This is a genomic window from Thermoactinomyces intermedius (assembly GCF_013912365.1).
Taxonomy (GTDB): Bacteria; Bacillota; Bacilli; order Thermoactinomycetales; family Thermoactinomycetaceae; genus Thermoactinomyces; species Thermoactinomyces intermedius.
In genome coordinates, this window is the sequence record NZ_JACETT010000059.1 from 1 (window position 1) to 16935 (window position 16935).

A 16935-nucleotide genomic window follows, 5' to 3' on the forward strand; every position below is an offset into this window, starting at 1 on the left:
ATCCCTAACGGGGTGGCAAAGATGCACAAGACAATGCCCAAAATCAAGACGCCGGCAAACGCTATGTATTCCTTAAATTTGACGATCCAGTCCCAAACTGCAGACAGTGTATCAATTACGACTTCTGCTATTTTGGAGCAAATTTCAGTAAACCAATCCCAAAAGGCAGCCGCTTTCTCTTTGGTCCATTCCCATGCTCCTGAAATTTTGTCCCCGAACCAATCCGCAGCTTCTGACAATGGTTCGGTTATGGAATCAAGTAGTCCTTTCTTTTCTTCAACCGGAGGGGACGATACCGGCTGTTCTTTTTGTACGGGAGTTTTTTGTTCAAATTGATTGAAATCATCATTGATTTCAGGAACTTGGATCCCTCCGTCGGCATGGACAATGTCATTTCCCCAGATGCTAAATCCTGCAAAGATAAAAAGCAGGATAAGTATAAGTTGAAAAAATTGTTTTCCCATACGTTCAGTTACGGGTTCCCGTAACTCGGTTTCCTCCTTTCTTATTCATAATAAGCTATAAAACAATTATAATTATAAAAATATTATAAATCTGCTGCATGTAAAATTTTAAAAAAAATTTAACGATTGGAGGCTTTGTGTTTTTTAGCCAGGAAAAATTGCATGACATGGTTATATTGGAAAGGGTTAAGAGGAAGAAACGGAGGCGGGGGATCCTCCGGGAGGGGATTAAATACAACAAATGAAAATGGTGTTTTGGGGGTGGGGGATGAGCCGGTGAAAAGATGGGGAAGGGATTTCTGCAGGGGGAATGTCGGGTTCTTGGGTTGAACCCGGCTTTTTAAAATCCTTCCCGGTGCAGACGCTTTAAGTCTTCCAGGCTGTCGATTTCATGGGTGTCCCAAGCATCGATTTCTTGCAAACGGACATTCAAATCCCGGATGTTTTCTTTGACGATGTGATCCCAGTATTTGTTTTGGAAATCTCCGTTTGCGACGGTTTCTTCCAGTTTTTTGACCAGTTTCCGGCCGTCTGTTTCGCTCCAATAGGAGACGCCGCACAGGATGTAATCATTTCCTTGTTCCTCGATGGTGATGTTTTGGATCCGGTTTTGCGAATCCGTGTGAAGGACCCATTCGTTGACAAACGGTTTTTTGGCGCTGAAGTATAACGAGGTGGACGGCTTGTCCAAAAGAAAATTGCGGCGCAGATAGTTGTCGGCGTCAATGACATAAGCGCCGGGCAAGTATTCCCGGGCCAGGTACATGGAATAGAGGTTGTTGTACCGGTCATAGTGCGGGTTGTGGATCAGCGTGACGGCAAATTTCTTCTTTAAATAAGTAAATTTTTCGTGCAGGTATCCCGTCACCACCGCGATATCCCGGACACCGGTTTCCCTTAAAAAACGGATTTGCCTTTCCAACAGCGGTTCATCGTTTACGGTGATGAGGGATTTCGGGGTGGTCAAGGTGAGCGGGCGAAGCCGGGTCCCCATTCCTGCTGCCAGCAAAATGGCTTTCATCGTTTCACCTCCTTCATGGTCCGGTTCCGGAATTTTTTCAAAAAGTGCGTGAGATTCAGTTCATCTTTTTCAGCCACCGTCAGCACGGAACCCAGGATGATCATGAGGCTGTAACCAATCATTTTCAAAGAGAGGGGTTCGCTGAAAAACAGAAAGCCGAAGAAGATGGCCCAGCCGGAATAAGAGATGTTCAGTCCCATGGCCTTGGCGGGACCGATGGCCCGGATGGCTTTGTAATAAAACAGGTAGGAGACCGATCCGGCCAAAGCAACGAGAGCGAGAAAGAACAGTTCCTTTTTGGCCATGACATCGGCGGCAAAGTGCCAACCGCCAAAGAACGGAAGAATGACGGTGCAGTAGGTGACCGTTGAAACCAGTTGGCGCAGCAGGATGGATTGCTCCGGGGAAATTTGGACTTTTTTCATTCCATAAGCAACCAGGACGCATTCCAATCCCCAGCAGATAATGCACAGAAGGACATACAAAAATCCGAGCCGGGACGGAACGGAAGCATCCTCTGTTCCCGAGGAGCCGAGCAGGATGATGAACAAAATGCTGATGAAAAGCCCAAACCAGTTTTTGGGGCGCAGACGGTCTTTCAAAAGCAGAAAAGAGAAGAAGGCCCCGACGGCCGGATAAACCGCGGAGAACGAAGCGGCATAGGAGGAACCGAGGCGGTGGATGGAAAGCACATAAAAGGTCATTCCAAGCGGGCCGCCAAGGATCGAGCCCAGAATGACATACCATCCGCCGGTTGTTTTGATGTTTGCGAGTGCTTTCTTCAGTTCCCCCTTCAGGGACAAATATCCGGCGATCCACAAGCCCGATGCAGCGTCATGCAAAAAAGTCCCCACCAGCGGGGCGAGGAACAATGCCTGCCCGGAGGAGGCGAACAGATCGCGGGAGAGGATCGCTCCGATGAATACCGTGTCCAACGCCCACATGATCCCCGATAAGAGTCCGAAAGCTGCACCGGCCCGTTTCATGCAGACACCTTCTTTGACAAGAAGAACTCGATGTTGGCAATGGCCCGGTTGTAGCGCATGATGCCGTAATCCCCGAAGTTGTCCCCTTTGGCTTCTTTGTAGATGGTCCACAAACTCCAGATGTAATCTTGAAAAATCTTGTGCATCAGCATGCGCATCCGGATTTTTTCGGTGATCTCTCCGGAGAAGTAATAGGACAAGAAGAGATCTTCCTCCCGTCGGGTCAGCGAAGATTCCAACGAGTAGGCCGCCAAATCCCAGACCGGATCATTCAACCCGGCATATTCCCAGTCGATCAGGTAAAGCCGGTTGTCCCCGCTTTTGATGAAGTTGTCCGGCAAGGTGTCATTATGGCACGGGACGAGCGGAACCCGCATGGCGTCAAACATCAATTTGATCTTCAACACTTCTTCTTTCAATTTGCGGAAGTTCGGATAAAAATAGCCTCCGTTCACCTCGTCGACCAGCCGCTCATACTTGGTTTTGACCTGCCCGATGTCAAATTTGTTTTTCATCGGTGCTTTTGAGGTGTGGAGCTTTTTCAAAAGGTTGGCCACCAGCCGCATGTTTTCTTCGCGCCGGGCCATCTTGGGAGTGAGCGTTTCCGCATCCGGAATCATCTCGGAAATTTTTACGCCGTTTTTTTCATCAAAGTAAAGGGTTTTGGCGTTGATTCCGAGCTCGCCGGCCAGCATGGCGTTTTCCTTTTCGAGGTGGCGGTCGATCATTTGGTCCGTTCCGGCGCCCGGAATGCGAAGAACATATTCTTTTCCGCCGGCCACGCTGATTTTGTAGTTTTTGTTCGTCATGCCGCCCAACGGGACAGCCCCGGTGATGTCATCTTCCGGAATCCCGATGGCAGATGAAACCGTATCTTTTAATTGATGGATGAAATAGGTTTCTTCTTTCCGTTTCAATCGCGGGTGCACCAGATTCAAAATGCGGATGTAATGCTCCTTCGTGTCGATGTCGGACCAGATCAAATCATTGATTTTCAAATAACCGATTTTGTACTGGCGGGAAACATCCAACAGCAGGTATTCATAATCGAGATAGGGATTCTGGTTGTTTTTGTATTCTTCCAGCATCAGTTGATAGACATCATACGAGATTTTGTTGATGCCCACCATTTCGCCGTCAATCCGGTTCAATTGGTGAAGATCTTTGGAAATTTTGAAGATACTCTGGTTGCGGAGTTCCACATAGGCCTCGTTGCCTTGCCCGCTTTCGGTTGCAATCAGCATGCAGTCGCGTTGTTCATTGTGAATCAGCTGTTTGAAGGCTTGTTCCTCCGCCAGAATATCGTGATCGAGAACGATGAAATCCCCGGAAACGGCATATTTGGCACAAGCCAGAGAGGACATCGACCCGGTCCATTGGTAGCGCGGGTTATCCACGAACACGATTCCCTCTTGATCAGTTAACGATTGGAAGGCTTCCTTTTGGTATCCGGTGACGATGATGATTTTTTCGATCCCGTGCTTTCTCAAAATGTCAATGTTGCGTTGTAACAGCGTGGTGCCGTTCAGCGGCAAGAGACTTACCGGAAGATTGAATTCATCGTTTTCGCCGGCGGCCAAAATGACGGCTTCTTTCACTTTGGTTGTTTTCCCGCCGTGAAGATCCACTTTTTTGTTTTGGTAAGAAGCATACCGGTTTTTCAAAAGGCGGATGCCTTCTTTGGTGAGGTAGTATTGGGTGCTGCGTCCATGTTTCCGTGTGTCGATCAGGCCTTTTTCCATCAAATCGCGGATCAGATAATTGACTTTGCCGGCGGAAAAATGGCAGAGTTGCCCGATCGATTTTTGATTCACCTGCACATGTTTGTTGATGGTTTCAAGCACTTTGAGTTGATCTTCCATGGACATCCCTCCTGCTTGAATGGTGTGATAAATCGGTTGTGGCGGAGTGTGGCAGACCGGGATGAAAACGTATGGACAAGATGAACCGAGAAACATATTCAATTTTTGAATGTATTTATTTTAACATAACTCTCTTTTTTTGAGAAATTAATGTGGCGTGAAATGGGAGATTTCCAGGGAGCGGCTGTTAAAAGGATTTTATTCAGAGTTCATAAAGCGTGAAAAAAAGAGGGAAGCTTTCGTCGGTGAAAGCCATCCCTCTTTTTTGGTCAAAAAATGAATGAATCAACCCTCATAATTGTAATTCGGTGAAGGTGTGTTTGGGCTTTTGCTTTTCTTCGGGAGGCAATTCCATGTAATGATCCCCGTAAAGCGTCCGCAAATAGCGGTCCCGGTCTTTGATGGCCAGGAAAGAGTGCCCCTCGAACCGGATTTCTTCGAGGTCTTGAAAAATCCTGAAGGGCAAAATCATGGAATCTTTAATCTCGGTGGGAACCAGGATGGAATTGTCTCCGTAAGTATATTCAAATTTTGAATGGTGATTGTATTTGGTTTTGATGCGGGTTTCCCATCGGTTGAGCCGTTGGACGCCCAGCGCCTTGCCAAGCGGCCGGAGCAGACGGCTCACGATTTTTCTCGTGAGGTTGTGGCTTTTCTTTTGGAATTTCAGTGTGACCGAATATCGGGTAAAGTAGATGAAAGTGAGACAGATCCGGTCGATGGTGCGGAGAATCCGGCTGTCGGGGATGCGGTCGATGGGGAAGATATCAATGAAAACGCCCCGTTTGATATCCGATTGGGAGGTAGTGTGCTCGACAAGGCGGGTGCGCGTGTCCACAATTTTGATAAAGTTGTGCGGATAATCGCGGTCTGTTTCATAGTGTTGGATGAACAGATAATCCGGCAAGTGTCTTTGGCCTTCCTTCAAGAAGCGTTCGTAATCTTCCCGGAGCATCGCCACATCCGCGTCATCATCCCATGGGATAAACCCGCCGTGACGAACGGCCCCCAACAGGGTTCCGGATGAAAGAGTATAGGAGAGGCCCATTTTTCTTGCCGCCTTGTCAAATTCCAACAAAATCTCAAGTTGTTTTTTCTGCAGTTGTCGGATTGTTTCTGGTGAGAGTTTCACTTGCAACCACCTCAACCCTTAATTGTAGCACAGAACTCCGTTTTTGGAATTCATCAGGCGGAAGGGGAAGGATTCCGGTTTTGAAAAACGGGAAGAGTTTATTAAGATAATATTGGGGTTCAATGAATGGAAACAAAGTGAATGGTTGATCGTTTGGGATCGGTTTACGATAAAGACAAGGAGGAATCTATGAATCAGAAGAAGAAAGGACCGGTTGGGAAATACGCCGGAACCGCCAAGGTCGGAACCAAAGGCCAAATCGTGATTCCCAAGGAGATCCGGGACATGTTTGACATCCAACCGGGCGAAACCCTGCTTTTGTTTGCGGACGTTGAAAGAGGGATTGCCGTCATGAAATCCGATGCATTCAAAGATGTGTTTGAGACGGTACCGCAATGGCCGAAAAAAGATGAGTGAAAGTCTGATGCAGGCACCTCGAGAACGAGGTGCTTTTTTGTTTTGAATAGTAAATTTACCGGCTGTTAAAAAGGGATTCATCCTATTTATATATAAATATTTTAGAATATAAATGAATTTTTTGGATAGTGTGTAAACATAAAACGACTTCTTTGGAAAGGATGGTTTACCATGAACAAACGCGGTTGGTTAGGGGCGGCTTTGGCAGTGGTTGTCACGGTTTCTGCCGTCTCCTTTTCCCAAGTCTGGGCCGGGCAGGAGGAAGTGGCCAGAAAGCAGAAGCCGCAGCCGAAGAACGTCATTTTGATGGTCGGTGACGGGATGGGCAGGGCCCAGCGGGATGCCATCCGGCTGTCCAGTGTCGGTCTGCACGGAAAAACGGCCATGGATGACATGCCGTATACAGGCTTTGTTCACACCAATTCCGCAGACCCCGAAGAGTTTGTGACCGACTCGGCAGCGGCGGCGACGGCGATGGCCACCGGCGTAAAAACCTACAATGGCGCCATCGGTGTTGACCTGGATCAGAAGCCGGTGGAAACGGTATTGGAAACGGCCAAAAAACGGGGAAAAGCGACGGGGCTGGTGACCACCGCCCAAGTCACGGATGCAACCCCGGCGGCTTTCGGTTCCCATGTGAAAGACCGGGATGAACAGAGTCAAATCGCCCGGCAGTTTTTGGAGAAAAGCCGTCCTGACGTGATCTTGGGCGGAGGAGAAGATTACTGGTATCCGGAAGGCAACCCCGGCCGGCATCCGGACCATCCGGCGGAAGACCCTTCTGAAGAGAGCAAAGGAAGCGAAGGAAATCTGGTGGAACGGGCCAAAAATCTGGGATACCAGTATGTCGCGAACCGGGAAGAGTTGCAAAAAGCAAACGGTTCCAAAATTCTCGGCTTGTTTGCCAACGAAGAGATGTTCCAATATGATACCGAGGCCGGGGACCGCTATAATCCGGCGGTTTCTTTGACCGAGATGACGGATAAAGCCCTTCAAACGCTGTCCAAAAACAAAAACGGATTTTTCCTGCTGGTGGAAGAAGAAGGAATTGATGCCATGTGCCATGTGAACAATGCCGAACTGGCCATCGAAGCCGGCAAGGAGTTTGACAAAGCGGTGGCGCATGTCAAAGAATTTGCCAAAAAACGCGGGGATACCCTGGTCATTGTCGTCGGTGACCATGAAACCGGCGGATTTACGATTGAAGGATTGGATGACTCCGACGAGTCGGGGGGCGTTTCCGGTGAAGACGGACCTTTTGCGGTAGCCGGTTCCGATCAGCGGTTTATGGTGGATTGGACAACCGGAGAGCATTCGGCGGTAAGCATTCCTTTAACCGCCATGGGGCCGGGAGCCGGGTTGTTGCAGGGGGCTTATGAGAACACCCGCATCCATGATGTGATCGTGAAGTTGATGAAATAGAAAGCTTTACTAAGGAAGCGCCTTCCGTCCAGGAGGCGCTTTGGTTTTTGACAAGAAAAAAAAGGGTATTATAAAATCGTTTTGACTGAATGGTCAGGTGAGAAACCGGTTTGAACGGTTCAGACAGCAAAGAGTGGTGATGAAAATGATTAAGATCACGGCAGACAGTACTTGTGACCTGTCTCCTGAAATCTTAAACGCGATGGATATCACGCTGGTGCCCTTGAATGTTTTGATTGATGACAAGTCTTACCGGGACGGGGTGGACATTACGCCGGCCGAGATTTTCCGGTATGTGGGCGAGGAAGGGAAAACCTGCAAAACGGCAGCGGTGAACACCTATGAGTATGAGAAGGTTTTTGCCGAGCTTTCCCCCAAATATGAAGCCGTCATCCATTTTTCCCTCAGTGCTGAATTTTCCTCGACTTATCAAAATGCGGTGTTGGCGGCAGAGAACTTTTCCAATGTCCATGTGATCGACACACGCAATCTTTCCACGGGAAGCGGCCATCTCGTTTATGATGCGGCGCTCATGGCCAAGGGAGGGTTAAAAGCGGAGGAGATCTGCGAAAAAATAAAGGAGACCATTCCCAAAGTGGATGCCAGCTTTGTGATTGACCGCCTCGATTATCTGAGAAAAGGCGGACGCTGTTCGGGAGTGGAAGCGTTGGGGGCGGCCTTGCTCCGGATCAAGCCGAGCATTGAAGTGATCAACGGGCGGATGGAAGTCGGGAAGAAATACCGGGGCAACTTTGACCGCTGCTTGGAGCGCTATGTCAAAGACAAATTATCAGGTAAACAAGAGGACATCGATCGGAGCCGGATCTTTATCACGCATTCCAGGTGTTCGGAAGAAACCGTGGCCAAAGTCAAGGAAGCCGTCCGCCGTTATGCCGATTTTGATGAGATCATCGTCACCGAGGCCGGTTGCACCATCTCAAGCCATTGCGGTCCCAATACACTGGGGATTTTATTCAAACGGAAAAGCAAAAAATAATCGGTTGATCAAAGGAAAACCTGCCCTCACACGGGCAGGTTTGTTAGAACCGGTCATATGAAATGTTGCCGGATGCATCCTTTTCCGTTTTCGGTTTCCACTTCGGCAAAGGCTCCGTTGATGAAGGTCATCTGCGGCGGAACATGGCCGCAATCGATATCGTAAATGACCGGGATTTGAAGTTCCCCGGCAAGCTCTTGGTAAACATCTTCCACAGTGTAGTCTTGGACCGGGTGATTGGCTTGGCTGCGCCCGAACAGGATCCCCGAGCATGCGTCAAACCAACCGGCCAATTTCATCTGCATGAGGGACCTTCTCAAATCCACTGTTGTCAATTCGCAATTTTCCAGATACCACACCACCGGTTCTCCATCCAGATAGGTTTTTCTGAATTTTTCCACGTCTCCGTAAGGCGTGCCGGCCAAATGCCGGATGGTGTCAATGCATCCGCCAAGCAACCGGCCTTTGATGATTTCTTTTTGGTTGGAGAGGGTTTTCCAGCAAGTCGGTTCCGTCAGATGAAAAACGCAGGGTGTCGGGCGGTCGTGCTGCCATTTCTTTTGATAATATGCGGAAGAACGCTGCAGGACGGAATTTCCCTTTCCCGTGGCCAACACGTTTTTCCACATGGCGGTGGTGTCATCCCAATATTCCCCCCGCAAATCCACAAAATTGGGGCCGTGAGCCGTGGCGATCCCGGTATTTAAGGTGATGGCCAACAACAACGTGCTGGTATCGGAATAGCCCATTACCCATTTGTTCTTGATTTTTTGAAAGTCGACATGTTCGAGCATCTCAATCAAAAGTTCCCCGCCCCATGGCGGGATAATGATGTGGATCGCATCGTTTTGCATCATTTGATGGAATTCCCCGGCCCTGATCCGGGCAGGGGCCGATTTTGCTTTATGCTGGGTCCGGACGGTTTCCCCGCAACGGACCTGAAATCCTTTTTCTTCCATCCGCCGGCATGAAAGTTCAAACATGGCATGCAATTCCCGCGGCACACCGGATGAAGGCGCAGTGACCCCGATGGTTGCCCCTTCGGTCCACGAAGGATATTGAATCACCGGATTTCCCCCTTTTTTTGGTTTTTGGAAAGCCTATGTATGTTTTAAGGGAGCGGTGCGCTGAATCCTGCTTACAGGAAAGAACTGTTCTAGGAAAAGGCAGCTTTTTTATTGACGCTAATAAGAAAACGATTTATAGTATTATTGGACTTTAAATTGATAATCATTATCAATGATAAATTACAGATGTTGGGGGCATCAGGATGGGGCGCCTTTATACCGAACATTTGCAGGTTGGATATGGGGAGAAAGCGATTGTCCGGGATTTGACGATTCAAATTCCCGACCATCAAATCACGGTGATCATCGGGCCGAACGGATGCGGAAAATCGACCTTTTTAAAAGCAATGTCACGCATCATCGCATATCAGTCGGGGTCGGTGATCCTGGACGGGAAAAGCATTGCGCAGGAAGACACCAAAAGTTTAGCCAGAAAAATGGCAATTCTTCCCCAAAATCCGGAAAGCGCGGCCGGGCTCACGGCCGGGGAACTGGTTTCTTACGGGAGATATCCTTACCAAAAAGGGTTTGGACGCCTGAGCAAAAAGGACATCGAGGTAATTGACTGGGCACTCAAAGTCACCGGTACAGAACAATTTAAATATCACCCGGTGGATGCTTTATCCGGCGGACAGAGACAACGGGTTTGGATTGCTTTGGCCATTGCGCAGGAAACCGATATCATCTTCCTCGACGAACCCACCACTTATTTGGATCTGGCCCATCAGCTCGAGGTTTTGGAGCTTTTGCAAAAGCTCAATAAAGAGGAAGGGCGCACGATTGTCATGGTCCTGCATGATTTGAATCAGGCGGCCCGTTTTGCGGATTATCTCGTGGCGATGAAAGACGGGAAAATCATAAAAAGCGGGACCGGCGAAGAGGTCATCACCCGGGATGTGCTGAGGGAAGTTTTCCATATTGATGCGGAAATCGGAAAAGATCCGCGCACCGGTAAACCGATGTGCTTGACATATAATCTGATTAAAGGAGAAGACGCTTATGAAGAAAATATGGCCGTTGCTGCTCGGACTGGCACTGTTTCTTAGCGGGTGCGGAGGTTCGGCGGACGAGAGTGCAACAAACGGTTCATCCAAAACCGTGACTTACCAATCTGAAAACGGGCCCGTCGAGGTTCCGGAACATCCCAAACGCATCGTGGTGCTTTCGCAATTTGCCGGGAACGTGATGGCGCTTGGCGGCAATATTGTCGGGGTGGATTCCTGGGCGAAAGACAATCCCCGTTTCAAAGACAAGCTGAAAAATGCGGAAGTGGTCAGCGATGAAGATTTGGAGAAAATCATCGAGTTGAATCCGGACCTGATTATTGGTGTTTCCACAACGAAAAACGTGGATAAACTGAAACAAATCGCTCCCACCGTGACCTATACCTATGGAAAATTGGACTACCTGACACAGCATCTTGAAATTGGGAAGCTTCTCAACAAAGAAGAGGAAGCCCGCAAATGGATTGACCAATTCAAAGCGGAAGCCAAGAAAACCGGAGAGGAAATCAAAGCCAAAATCGGCGAAGATGCAACGGTTTCCGTGATCGAGAACTTTGATAAACAACTGTATGTTTTCGGGGATAACTGGGGACGGGGAACGGAGATCCTTTATCAGGAAATGGGCCTGAAAATGCCCCCAAAAGTAAAAGAGAAAGCGTTGGGACCGGGTTATTATGCCATCTCGCCCGAAGTTTTGCGTGATTTTGCCGGGGATTATGTGATTTTCAGCAAATACAAAGATGCGGACACATCGTTTGAGAAAACCGAAACTTACCAAAACATCCCGGCGGTGAAAAATCACCGCGTGTTTGAAGTCGATGCGAGAGGTTTCTTCTTCAATGATCCCCTGACTTTGGAATATCAGCTTGATTTCTTTAAAAAATCCTTTTTAAACCAGTAACATGCGGGGAAGAGGGGCCCTTGGACAGGGTGCCTCTTCCTGATGATAGAAAGATGAGATCAACATGTTGAAAAACAAGAGTTCTTTTCCGTTTGTTTTGAAATTGACGGCCGGGTTGGCCATTCTTTTTCTCTCTTTTGTCATCGCCATGGTGATGGGTGCGGCTGATACCAGTCTCAGGGAAGTGTGGCTGGCGATCACCGGCGGTGAAAAATCGGAGACGATCACGATGATCCGGGAGATCCGTTTGCCTCGTGAAGTGGCGGCCGTTTTTGTCGGAGCGGCACTATCGGTGGCCGGCGCCGTCATGCAGGGGTTGACCCGAAATCCGCTGGCCGATCCCGGGTTGCTGGGCCTGACGGCCGGAGCCAATGCGTCATTGGCTTTCCTGCTGGCTTTTCACTCCTCTGCCGGATACTTTGTCCTCACGATGGCTTGTTTTGTCGGAGCTTTTGCGGGGGTGTGTCTGGTGTTCGGCATCAGTGCGGTGAAAAAAGGCGGTTTTTCGCCTTTTAAAATCGTGTTGGCGGGAGCGGCGGTGACGGCCTTTTTGCAAGGGATTGCGGAAGCCATCGGATTGTATTTCAAAATTTCCAAAGATGTGTCGATGTGGACGGCCGGCGGATTGATCGGAACTTCCTGGGAACAGCTGAAAGTGATCATTCCGTTTATTGCCGCCGGCATTTTGATTGCTCTTTATCTCTCCCGGCAGTTGACCATCCTCAGTTTGAATGAGGAGGTGGCCGTCGGATTGGGGCAAAAGACCCGGCAGATCAAAGCGGTATTGTTCATGGTGGTCACCATCCTTGCCGGAGCCGCGGTGGCGATTGCCGGCAACATGGCTTTTATCGGCTTGATGGTTCCTCACATCGTCAGGGCGGTGGTGGGCACGGATTACCGCTTTGTTCTTCCCATGTCCGCCGTGTTCGGGGCTGCTTTCATGCTTCTGGCCGATACGCTGGGCCGGACGATCCATGCCCCGTTTGAGACACCGGTGTCGGCCATTGTTTACATACTGGGACTGCCCTTCTTTCTGTTGATCGTGCGCAAAGGAGGGAGAACTGTTTTATGATCCATCCTTCCGTGTTAAAGAAACAAAAAATCATCATCGGGATCTTGCTTGTCCTGACGGGGATCACCATGGTCCTCAGCTTGGGGCTTGGCCGTTCCTCGGTCTCTTACGACCGGATTTTGCCGATTCTCTTGGGGGATGGGACATTTAAAGAAGAATTTGTCTTCTATTCGATTCGCCTGCCGCGGATCGTGGTGACCCTCCTTTCCGGAATGGCTTTGGCTGTGTCCGGAGCCATTTTACAGGGAATTACGCGCAATGATCTGGCCGACCCCGGCATCATCGGCATCAATTCCGGAGCCGGGATCGGGGTGGCCGTCTTTTTTCTGTTTTTCCCGGTGGAGGCCGGATCGTTTATCTATCTGCTGCCGGTCGTGGCTTTTTTATCCGGCATGTTGACCGCCATCCTTCTTTATGTGTTTTCTTATCAAAAAGGGACGGGGCTCCAGCTGGCCCGTTTGATTTTGACGGGTGTGGGATTTTACATGGCTTTTTCCGGGGCGATGCTGGTCATTATTTCCTCGGCTGAGCGCGAAAAAGTGGATTTTATTGCGCGATGGCTCAACGGCAATATTTGGGGGGACGATTGGCCGTTTATCTGGGCGCTCCTCCCCTGGCTGTTGGTGTTTATCCCGTTTACCTTTTACAAAGCCAATCAATTAAATCTGTTGAGTTTTAATGATTCGGTTGCCATCGGAGTCGGTTTGCCCCTGCAAAAAGAAAGGATGTTCCTGCTTTTTGCGGCTGTGGCGCTTGCGGCTTCCGCCGTATCCGTCACCGGCGGGATTGCTTTTATCGGCTTGATGGCTCCCCATTTGGCAAAAGCCTTGATCGGACCGAGAAATCAGCTGTTTTTGCCGATCGCCCTGTTGATCGGTGGTTGGCTGCTTTTGTCGGCCGATACCATCGGACGCAATCTTTTGGAACCGGACGGCATTCCGGCCGGAATCGTGGCATCGCTGATCGGAGCGCCTTATTTTGTTTACTTGTTGCTCCGGAAATAGAAAAGCGTTTTTTCCGTTGGCCTTATCCTGCGGGCCCGTGAGAGAAACCGTGCTTTTGTTCCAACAGGGATGAAAGCGCGGTTTTTTTGAAGGGAAATTTCAGCTTCAGGCCGGATAATGGAAATGATTTGGAGAGAAAGGCGGTGACCCGACTGATGAAACAATTGGCGGGGATCAAAATATTGGTTGTGGATGAAGGGGCGGATGCCGTTCAGGAGCACCGGAATCAAGGTTCCAGTGCTCCTTTGACATCATACAGGGACAGATCGATGTCCAATTCCAATCCCAACGCCAGTTTGGCCAGTTGGTTTCCGATAAAAGGCCCCATCGTCAGTCCTGAGGCTCCCAGTCCATTGGCCAGCAGGATGCCGTCCCATCCGGGAAGCGGGCCGATGACCGGAAGGAACCCGGGGGTATAGGGCCGGAAGCCGACTCTGGTTTCCAGCAAGGTGCTGTGTTCCAGTCCGGGGGCGACGTCCAACGCTTTTTGAATCACTTCGAACAAGCCGCCGGCAGTGACCCGGGTGTCAAAGTGATCCAAATCATTTTCGTGGGTTGCCCCGACGATGATCCGATGATCCTCCAATGTCAGCATGTACTGATCATTGGGCGGCATGATGACCGGCCAATGGTTGGTGGGCGTGTCAGGCAATTGCAAATGGACGATTTGCCCTTTTTGGAAAGTGCCCAAAAAATTTACCCCCAGCGGGGCAAGCAATGATTTTGCCCATGCTCCCGCGCAGACAATCACGATATCTGCCGGAATCACCTCTTTGTCATCCACCCTGACGCCCGTCACCTTTTTTCCCTGATGCAAGAGCGAGGCGCTTCCCTGGATGAACGATGCGCCGTTTTTTTGTGACGCACGGAGCAGGGTGTCGCGGAGGGCACGGCCATCCACGCGGGCCGCCCCTTCCACATGCAGGGAAAAAAAATGGCTGGCAAGCGGGGGAAACAGTTCCCGTGTCTTTTGGGGCGGCAACGGGGTGAGCTTGCCGATTTCCGGTGCCTCCTGCCGGCGTTTTTCGGCCCGCTCTTCCACTTTGGCGAGCCTGTTGGTATCCGTATGAATGCGAAGCGCACCGACTTTTTTATAACCGGTTTGTTTTTCCCCGTCTTTTTCCAACCGGGCGATCAGTTGCGAATAAAAGCGGGCTCCTTTTTTCGCCAGTTGATACCAGGCTTTGTTCCGCCTCTGTGACAACCAGGGACAAATGATTCCGGCGGCGGCGTCGGTGGCTTGTCCCGGATCTTTGCGGTCGATGATCGTAACCTTCACATCGGCACTCAGTTTGGTCAATTGGTACGCAGTGGAGGCGCCTGAAATTCCGCCTCCGATGACAATCACTTTTTTCATGGTCAACCCTTCTTTTTCAGGATTCGTTTTTCATTATACCGGTTTGGGGAAACAAACTTGAGCCTGGGAGAGGAACCGGGTCATCCAAAACGGCCCGATTCCTGTTTTTCTGCCGCATCCATCAGGGAGCGGATGGACATGATATGATTGGTTGGGGGTGACCGGGATTTGGATGCAAACAGTCGGTTGTCAAGTTGTTTATCTTGACATATACTTTTTTGATATATGAAGTAATATGAAAGTATATTTTTCTGTCTGATTTCTATTTAATTAATCGGGGTGATTGGATGTCAACAAAAACCATGGATGCGATTGAAGTGATGAAAGCGCGTTCCACGGTTCGCAAATATGATCCGGATGCAAACATTCCGGAAGCGGAATTGAGTGAACTTCTGGAGATTGCCACCCAGGCTCCTTCTGCCTGGAACTTGCAACATTGGCGCTTTCTCGTCATCACATCTAAAGAGATGAAGGAAAAACTGTTGCCCATTGCATACAATCAAGAGCAAGTGGTGGAAGCGGCAGCCACCGTGGCCGTGTTGGGAGACCTGCAAGCGAATGAAACGGCCAGAATCGTCTATAAGGATGCTAGAAAAGACATTTACGATTTAATGATCCGCCAGGTGGACGGAGCTTATCAAAATGAACGGTTCGCCCGGGATGAAGCTTTTTTGAATGCCGGTTTTGCCGCCATGCAGCTGATGTTGGCAGCCAAAGCCAAAGGGTATGACACTTGTCCGATCGGAGGATTTGACCGGGAAAAATTTGTGGAGGAATTCCGGGTTCCCGATCGTTATGCGCCTGTTATGCTGATCACGATCGGCAAAGCGGCGGCTCCGGCCCGGCCGACGACCCGTTTGCCTTTGGATCAGGTCGTGGTGAAGGAAAGCTTTTAAACCGTATTTCATGCATAACTGAAAACCGGAACGCGGGAGGGGTTCGGAAGCAGGCCGGCCCCTCCCGTTTTTTGTTGCAAAAGAGGCACGAACCGCATCCGGTGTTTTGTTTTTGTTCATATCCTTTTTGGAATCCGTGTTTTTAAAGAAGCGATGTGGGGAAAAAGTATGAACATGGAGCATTGACTTACGTGAGGTGAGAATCATGCTGGTGTGCCTTGACCCGGGACACGGGGGAGAGGATTTGGGGTCGGTGGGTTATTCTCTGGCCGAAAAAGATGTCTGCTTGGAAATTGCTTTTCGCGTTCGCCGCAAGTTGTTAAATTATGAAGGTGTGTCCGTGACCATGACCCGGTCTGTGGATACCGACGTGAGTGCCCGGGAAAGGATTGAGTGGGCGAATCGTCAGAATGCGGACTTATTTTTAAGCATCCATACCAATGCTTCCCCCGATCCCACCATGTCCGGGTTTGCCTCCTATGTGAGCGTGATTGCAGGATTGGAAGAGAGAAAAATCCAGTGCTGGCTTCATAATCAGCTGACGGGCTTTTTAAGAAAATACGGCGTGATGGACTTGGGAAAGAAAAATGACACAGAGACGGCGGAAGGAAGAATCCAGGAATTGCGCGGGGTGAACATGCCTGCGATCACGGTGGCTTCGTTGTTTATCACCCACATGCGGGAAAATCATCTTCTTTCAGACGCCCGGTTTTTGGATCAATACGCGGAAACCATTACGGAAGGAATCGCCCGGATCCACCGGTGCCAAAAGAAAGAAAAAATCTGGTGAACGTGAGCGGGGCATAAAAAAACTGCCGGCCTTGATTAAAAGGCCGACAGTTTTTTTATTTATTCTTCCCAGACTTTGACTTCTTTCATGACCGTTCCGGGCTGCATGTTCAGCACATGCTCCATTCCTTTGGTCACCATGCCGAAAACGGTGTGCACCCCGTCCAAATGCGGCTGGGGTTCATGGACAATGAAAAATTGGCAAGATCCGGTGTCTTTCCCGCGATGCGCCATCGATACGGCTCCGGTCACATGACGGTGCGGATTGTTTTCCGTTTCGCAAGGAATGGTGTATCCGGCATCACCGTTTCCCAGCCCGTTGGGGCAACCTCCCTGGCTGACAAATCCCGGAATCACCCGGTGAAAGTTGAGCCCGTTGTAAAAGCCCTCATTGGCCAGTTTGCGAAAGTTATTGACCGTGATGGGAGCTTCATCCGGGAAAAATTCGATCTCGATGATTCCTCCGTTTTCCAGCAAAATTTCGCCTTTGACTGTCATTGGATTCACTCCTCATTGATGGACGTATTTATTTTACCTCGTTTTC

At 49.7% G+C, this 16935-nt stretch carries 17 protein-coding genes; 9 read left to right on the plus strand and 8 right to left on the minus strand.

The window, feature by feature from the left end; genetic code table 11:
* The 5 genes from H1R82_RS12635 to H1R82_RS12655 form a co-directional block, all read right to left on the minus strand.
* Positions 1–464 (minus strand): hypothetical protein (locus H1R82_RS12635; RefSeq protein WP_181821679.1); only part of this gene is annotated, 464 nt, incomplete at its 3' end.
* Positions 465–804: 340 nt separating this feature from the next.
* Positions 805–1485 carry an NTP transferase domain-containing protein gene (locus tag H1R82_RS12640; protein WP_181731521.1) on the minus strand — a complete coding sequence of 227 codons (681 nt, stop codon included), beginning with the start codon at positions 1483–1485 and terminating at the stop codon, positions 805–807.
* Positions 1482–2471 (minus strand): DMT family transporter, encoded by a 990-nt coding sequence (locus H1R82_RS12645; protein ID WP_181731522.1) that lies wholly within the window; start codon positions 2469–2471, stop codon positions 1482–1484. The genes H1R82_RS12640 and H1R82_RS12645 overlap by 4 nt, the downstream gene beginning before the upstream one ends.
* Positions 2468–4333 (minus strand): phosphotransferase, encoded by a 1866-nt coding sequence (locus tag H1R82_RS12650; RefSeq protein ID WP_181731523.1) that lies wholly within the window; start codon positions 4331–4333, stop codon positions 2468–2470. The genes H1R82_RS12645 and H1R82_RS12650 overlap by 4 nt, the downstream gene beginning before the upstream one ends.
* 292 nt (positions 4334–4625) lie before the next feature.
* The gene (locus tag H1R82_RS12655; protein ID WP_181731524.1) at positions 4626–5465 is read right to left on the minus strand and encodes a LicD family protein; all 840 of its coding nucleotides are present in this window, start codon (positions 5463–5465) and stop codon (positions 4626–4628) included.
* A gap of 189 nt (positions 5466–5654) precedes the next feature.
* Between H1R82_RS12655 and H1R82_RS12660 the strand changes: the two genes are divergently transcribed.
* The 3 genes from H1R82_RS12660 (at position 5655) to H1R82_RS12670 (ending at position 8301) form a co-directional block, all read left to right on the plus strand.
* Positions 5655–5882, plus strand: coding sequence for an AbrB/MazE/SpoVT family DNA-binding domain-containing protein (locus H1R82_RS12660; RefSeq protein ID WP_181731525.1), 228 nt, complete (start codon positions 5655–5657; stop codon positions 5880–5882).
* 171 nt (positions 5883–6053) lie between these two features.
* The gene (locus H1R82_RS12665; protein WP_181731526.1) at positions 6054–7304 is read left to right on the plus strand and encodes an alkaline phosphatase; all 1251 of its coding nucleotides are present in this window, start codon (positions 6054–6056) and stop codon (positions 7302–7304) included.
* A gap of 145 nt (positions 7305–7449) precedes the next feature.
* Complete coding sequence (locus H1R82_RS12670) at positions 7450–8301, plus strand: DegV family protein (RefSeq protein WP_181731527.1); 852 nt, start codon at positions 7450–7452, stop codon at positions 8299–8301.
* 53 nt (positions 8302–8354) lie between these two features.
* Here the strand turns inward: H1R82_RS12670 and H1R82_RS12675 are convergent, their stop codons facing one another.
* A complete protein-coding gene (locus H1R82_RS12675) occupies positions 8355–9368 on the minus strand; it encodes a S66 family peptidase (RefSeq protein WP_181731528.1) in 1014 nt (337 codons plus the stop codon).
* A gap of 203 nt (positions 9369–9571) precedes the next feature.
* On the opposite strand from H1R82_RS12675, the gene H1R82_RS12680 reads away from it, so the two are divergent.
* The 4 genes from H1R82_RS12680 to H1R82_RS12695 all read left to right on the plus strand — a co-directional run bounded on the left by H1R82_RS12680 (position 9572) and on the right by H1R82_RS12695 (position 13349).
* Entirely contained in the window at positions 9572–10414 is an 843-nt protein-coding gene (locus H1R82_RS12680; protein WP_181731529.1) for an ABC transporter ATP-binding protein, read from the plus strand.
* A complete protein-coding gene (locus tag H1R82_RS12685) occupies positions 10368–11273 on the plus strand; it encodes an iron-hydroxamate ABC transporter substrate-binding protein (RefSeq protein ID WP_181731530.1) in 906 nt (301 codons plus the stop codon). The genes H1R82_RS12680 and H1R82_RS12685 overlap by 47 nt, the downstream gene beginning before the upstream one ends.
* Before the next feature lie 64 nt (positions 11274–11337).
* Positions 11338–12345: a FecCD family ABC transporter permease gene (locus H1R82_RS12690; protein ID WP_181731531.1), complete on the plus strand. Its 1008-nt coding sequence runs from the start codon at positions 11338–11340 to the stop codon at positions 12343–12345.
* The gene (locus tag H1R82_RS12695; RefSeq protein WP_181731626.1) at positions 12345–13349 is read left to right on the plus strand and encodes a FecCD family ABC transporter permease; all 1005 of its coding nucleotides are present in this window, start codon (positions 12345–12347) and stop codon (positions 13347–13349) included. The genes H1R82_RS12690 and H1R82_RS12695 overlap by 1 nt, the downstream gene beginning before the upstream one ends.
* Before the next feature lie 226 nt (positions 13350–13575).
* Here H1R82_RS12695 and H1R82_RS12700 read toward each other — a convergent pair whose 3' ends face one another.
* The gene (locus tag H1R82_RS12700; protein WP_181731532.1) at positions 13576–14706 is read right to left on the minus strand and encodes an NAD(P)/FAD-dependent oxidoreductase; all 1131 of its coding nucleotides are present in this window, start codon (positions 14704–14706) and stop codon (positions 13576–13578) included.
* Between the two features lie 287 nt (positions 14707–14993).
* Here H1R82_RS12700 and H1R82_RS12705 point away from each other — a divergent pair, with 287 nt between their 5' ends.
* Together H1R82_RS12705 and H1R82_RS12710 are read left to right on the plus strand one after the other, a co-directional pair.
* The gene (locus H1R82_RS12705) at positions 14994–15602 is read left to right on the plus strand and encodes a nitroreductase family protein (RefSeq protein ID WP_181731533.1); all 609 of its coding nucleotides are present in this window, start codon (positions 14994–14996) and stop codon (positions 15600–15602) included.
* Positions 15603–15807: 205 nt separating this feature from the next.
* Positions 15808–16392 carry an N-acetylmuramoyl-L-alanine amidase family protein gene (locus H1R82_RS12710; RefSeq protein WP_181731534.1) on the plus strand — a complete coding sequence of 195 codons (585 nt, stop codon included), beginning with the start codon at positions 15808–15810 and terminating at the stop codon, positions 16390–16392.
* A 59-nt stretch (positions 16393–16451) separates the two neighbouring features.
* On the opposite strand, the gene H1R82_RS12715 is transcribed toward H1R82_RS12710, so the two are convergent.
* Entirely contained in the window at positions 16452–16889 is a 438-nt protein-coding gene (locus H1R82_RS12715) for a peptidylprolyl isomerase (RefSeq protein WP_181731535.1), read from the minus strand.
* Between the last annotated feature and the right edge of the window lie 46 nt (positions 16890–16935).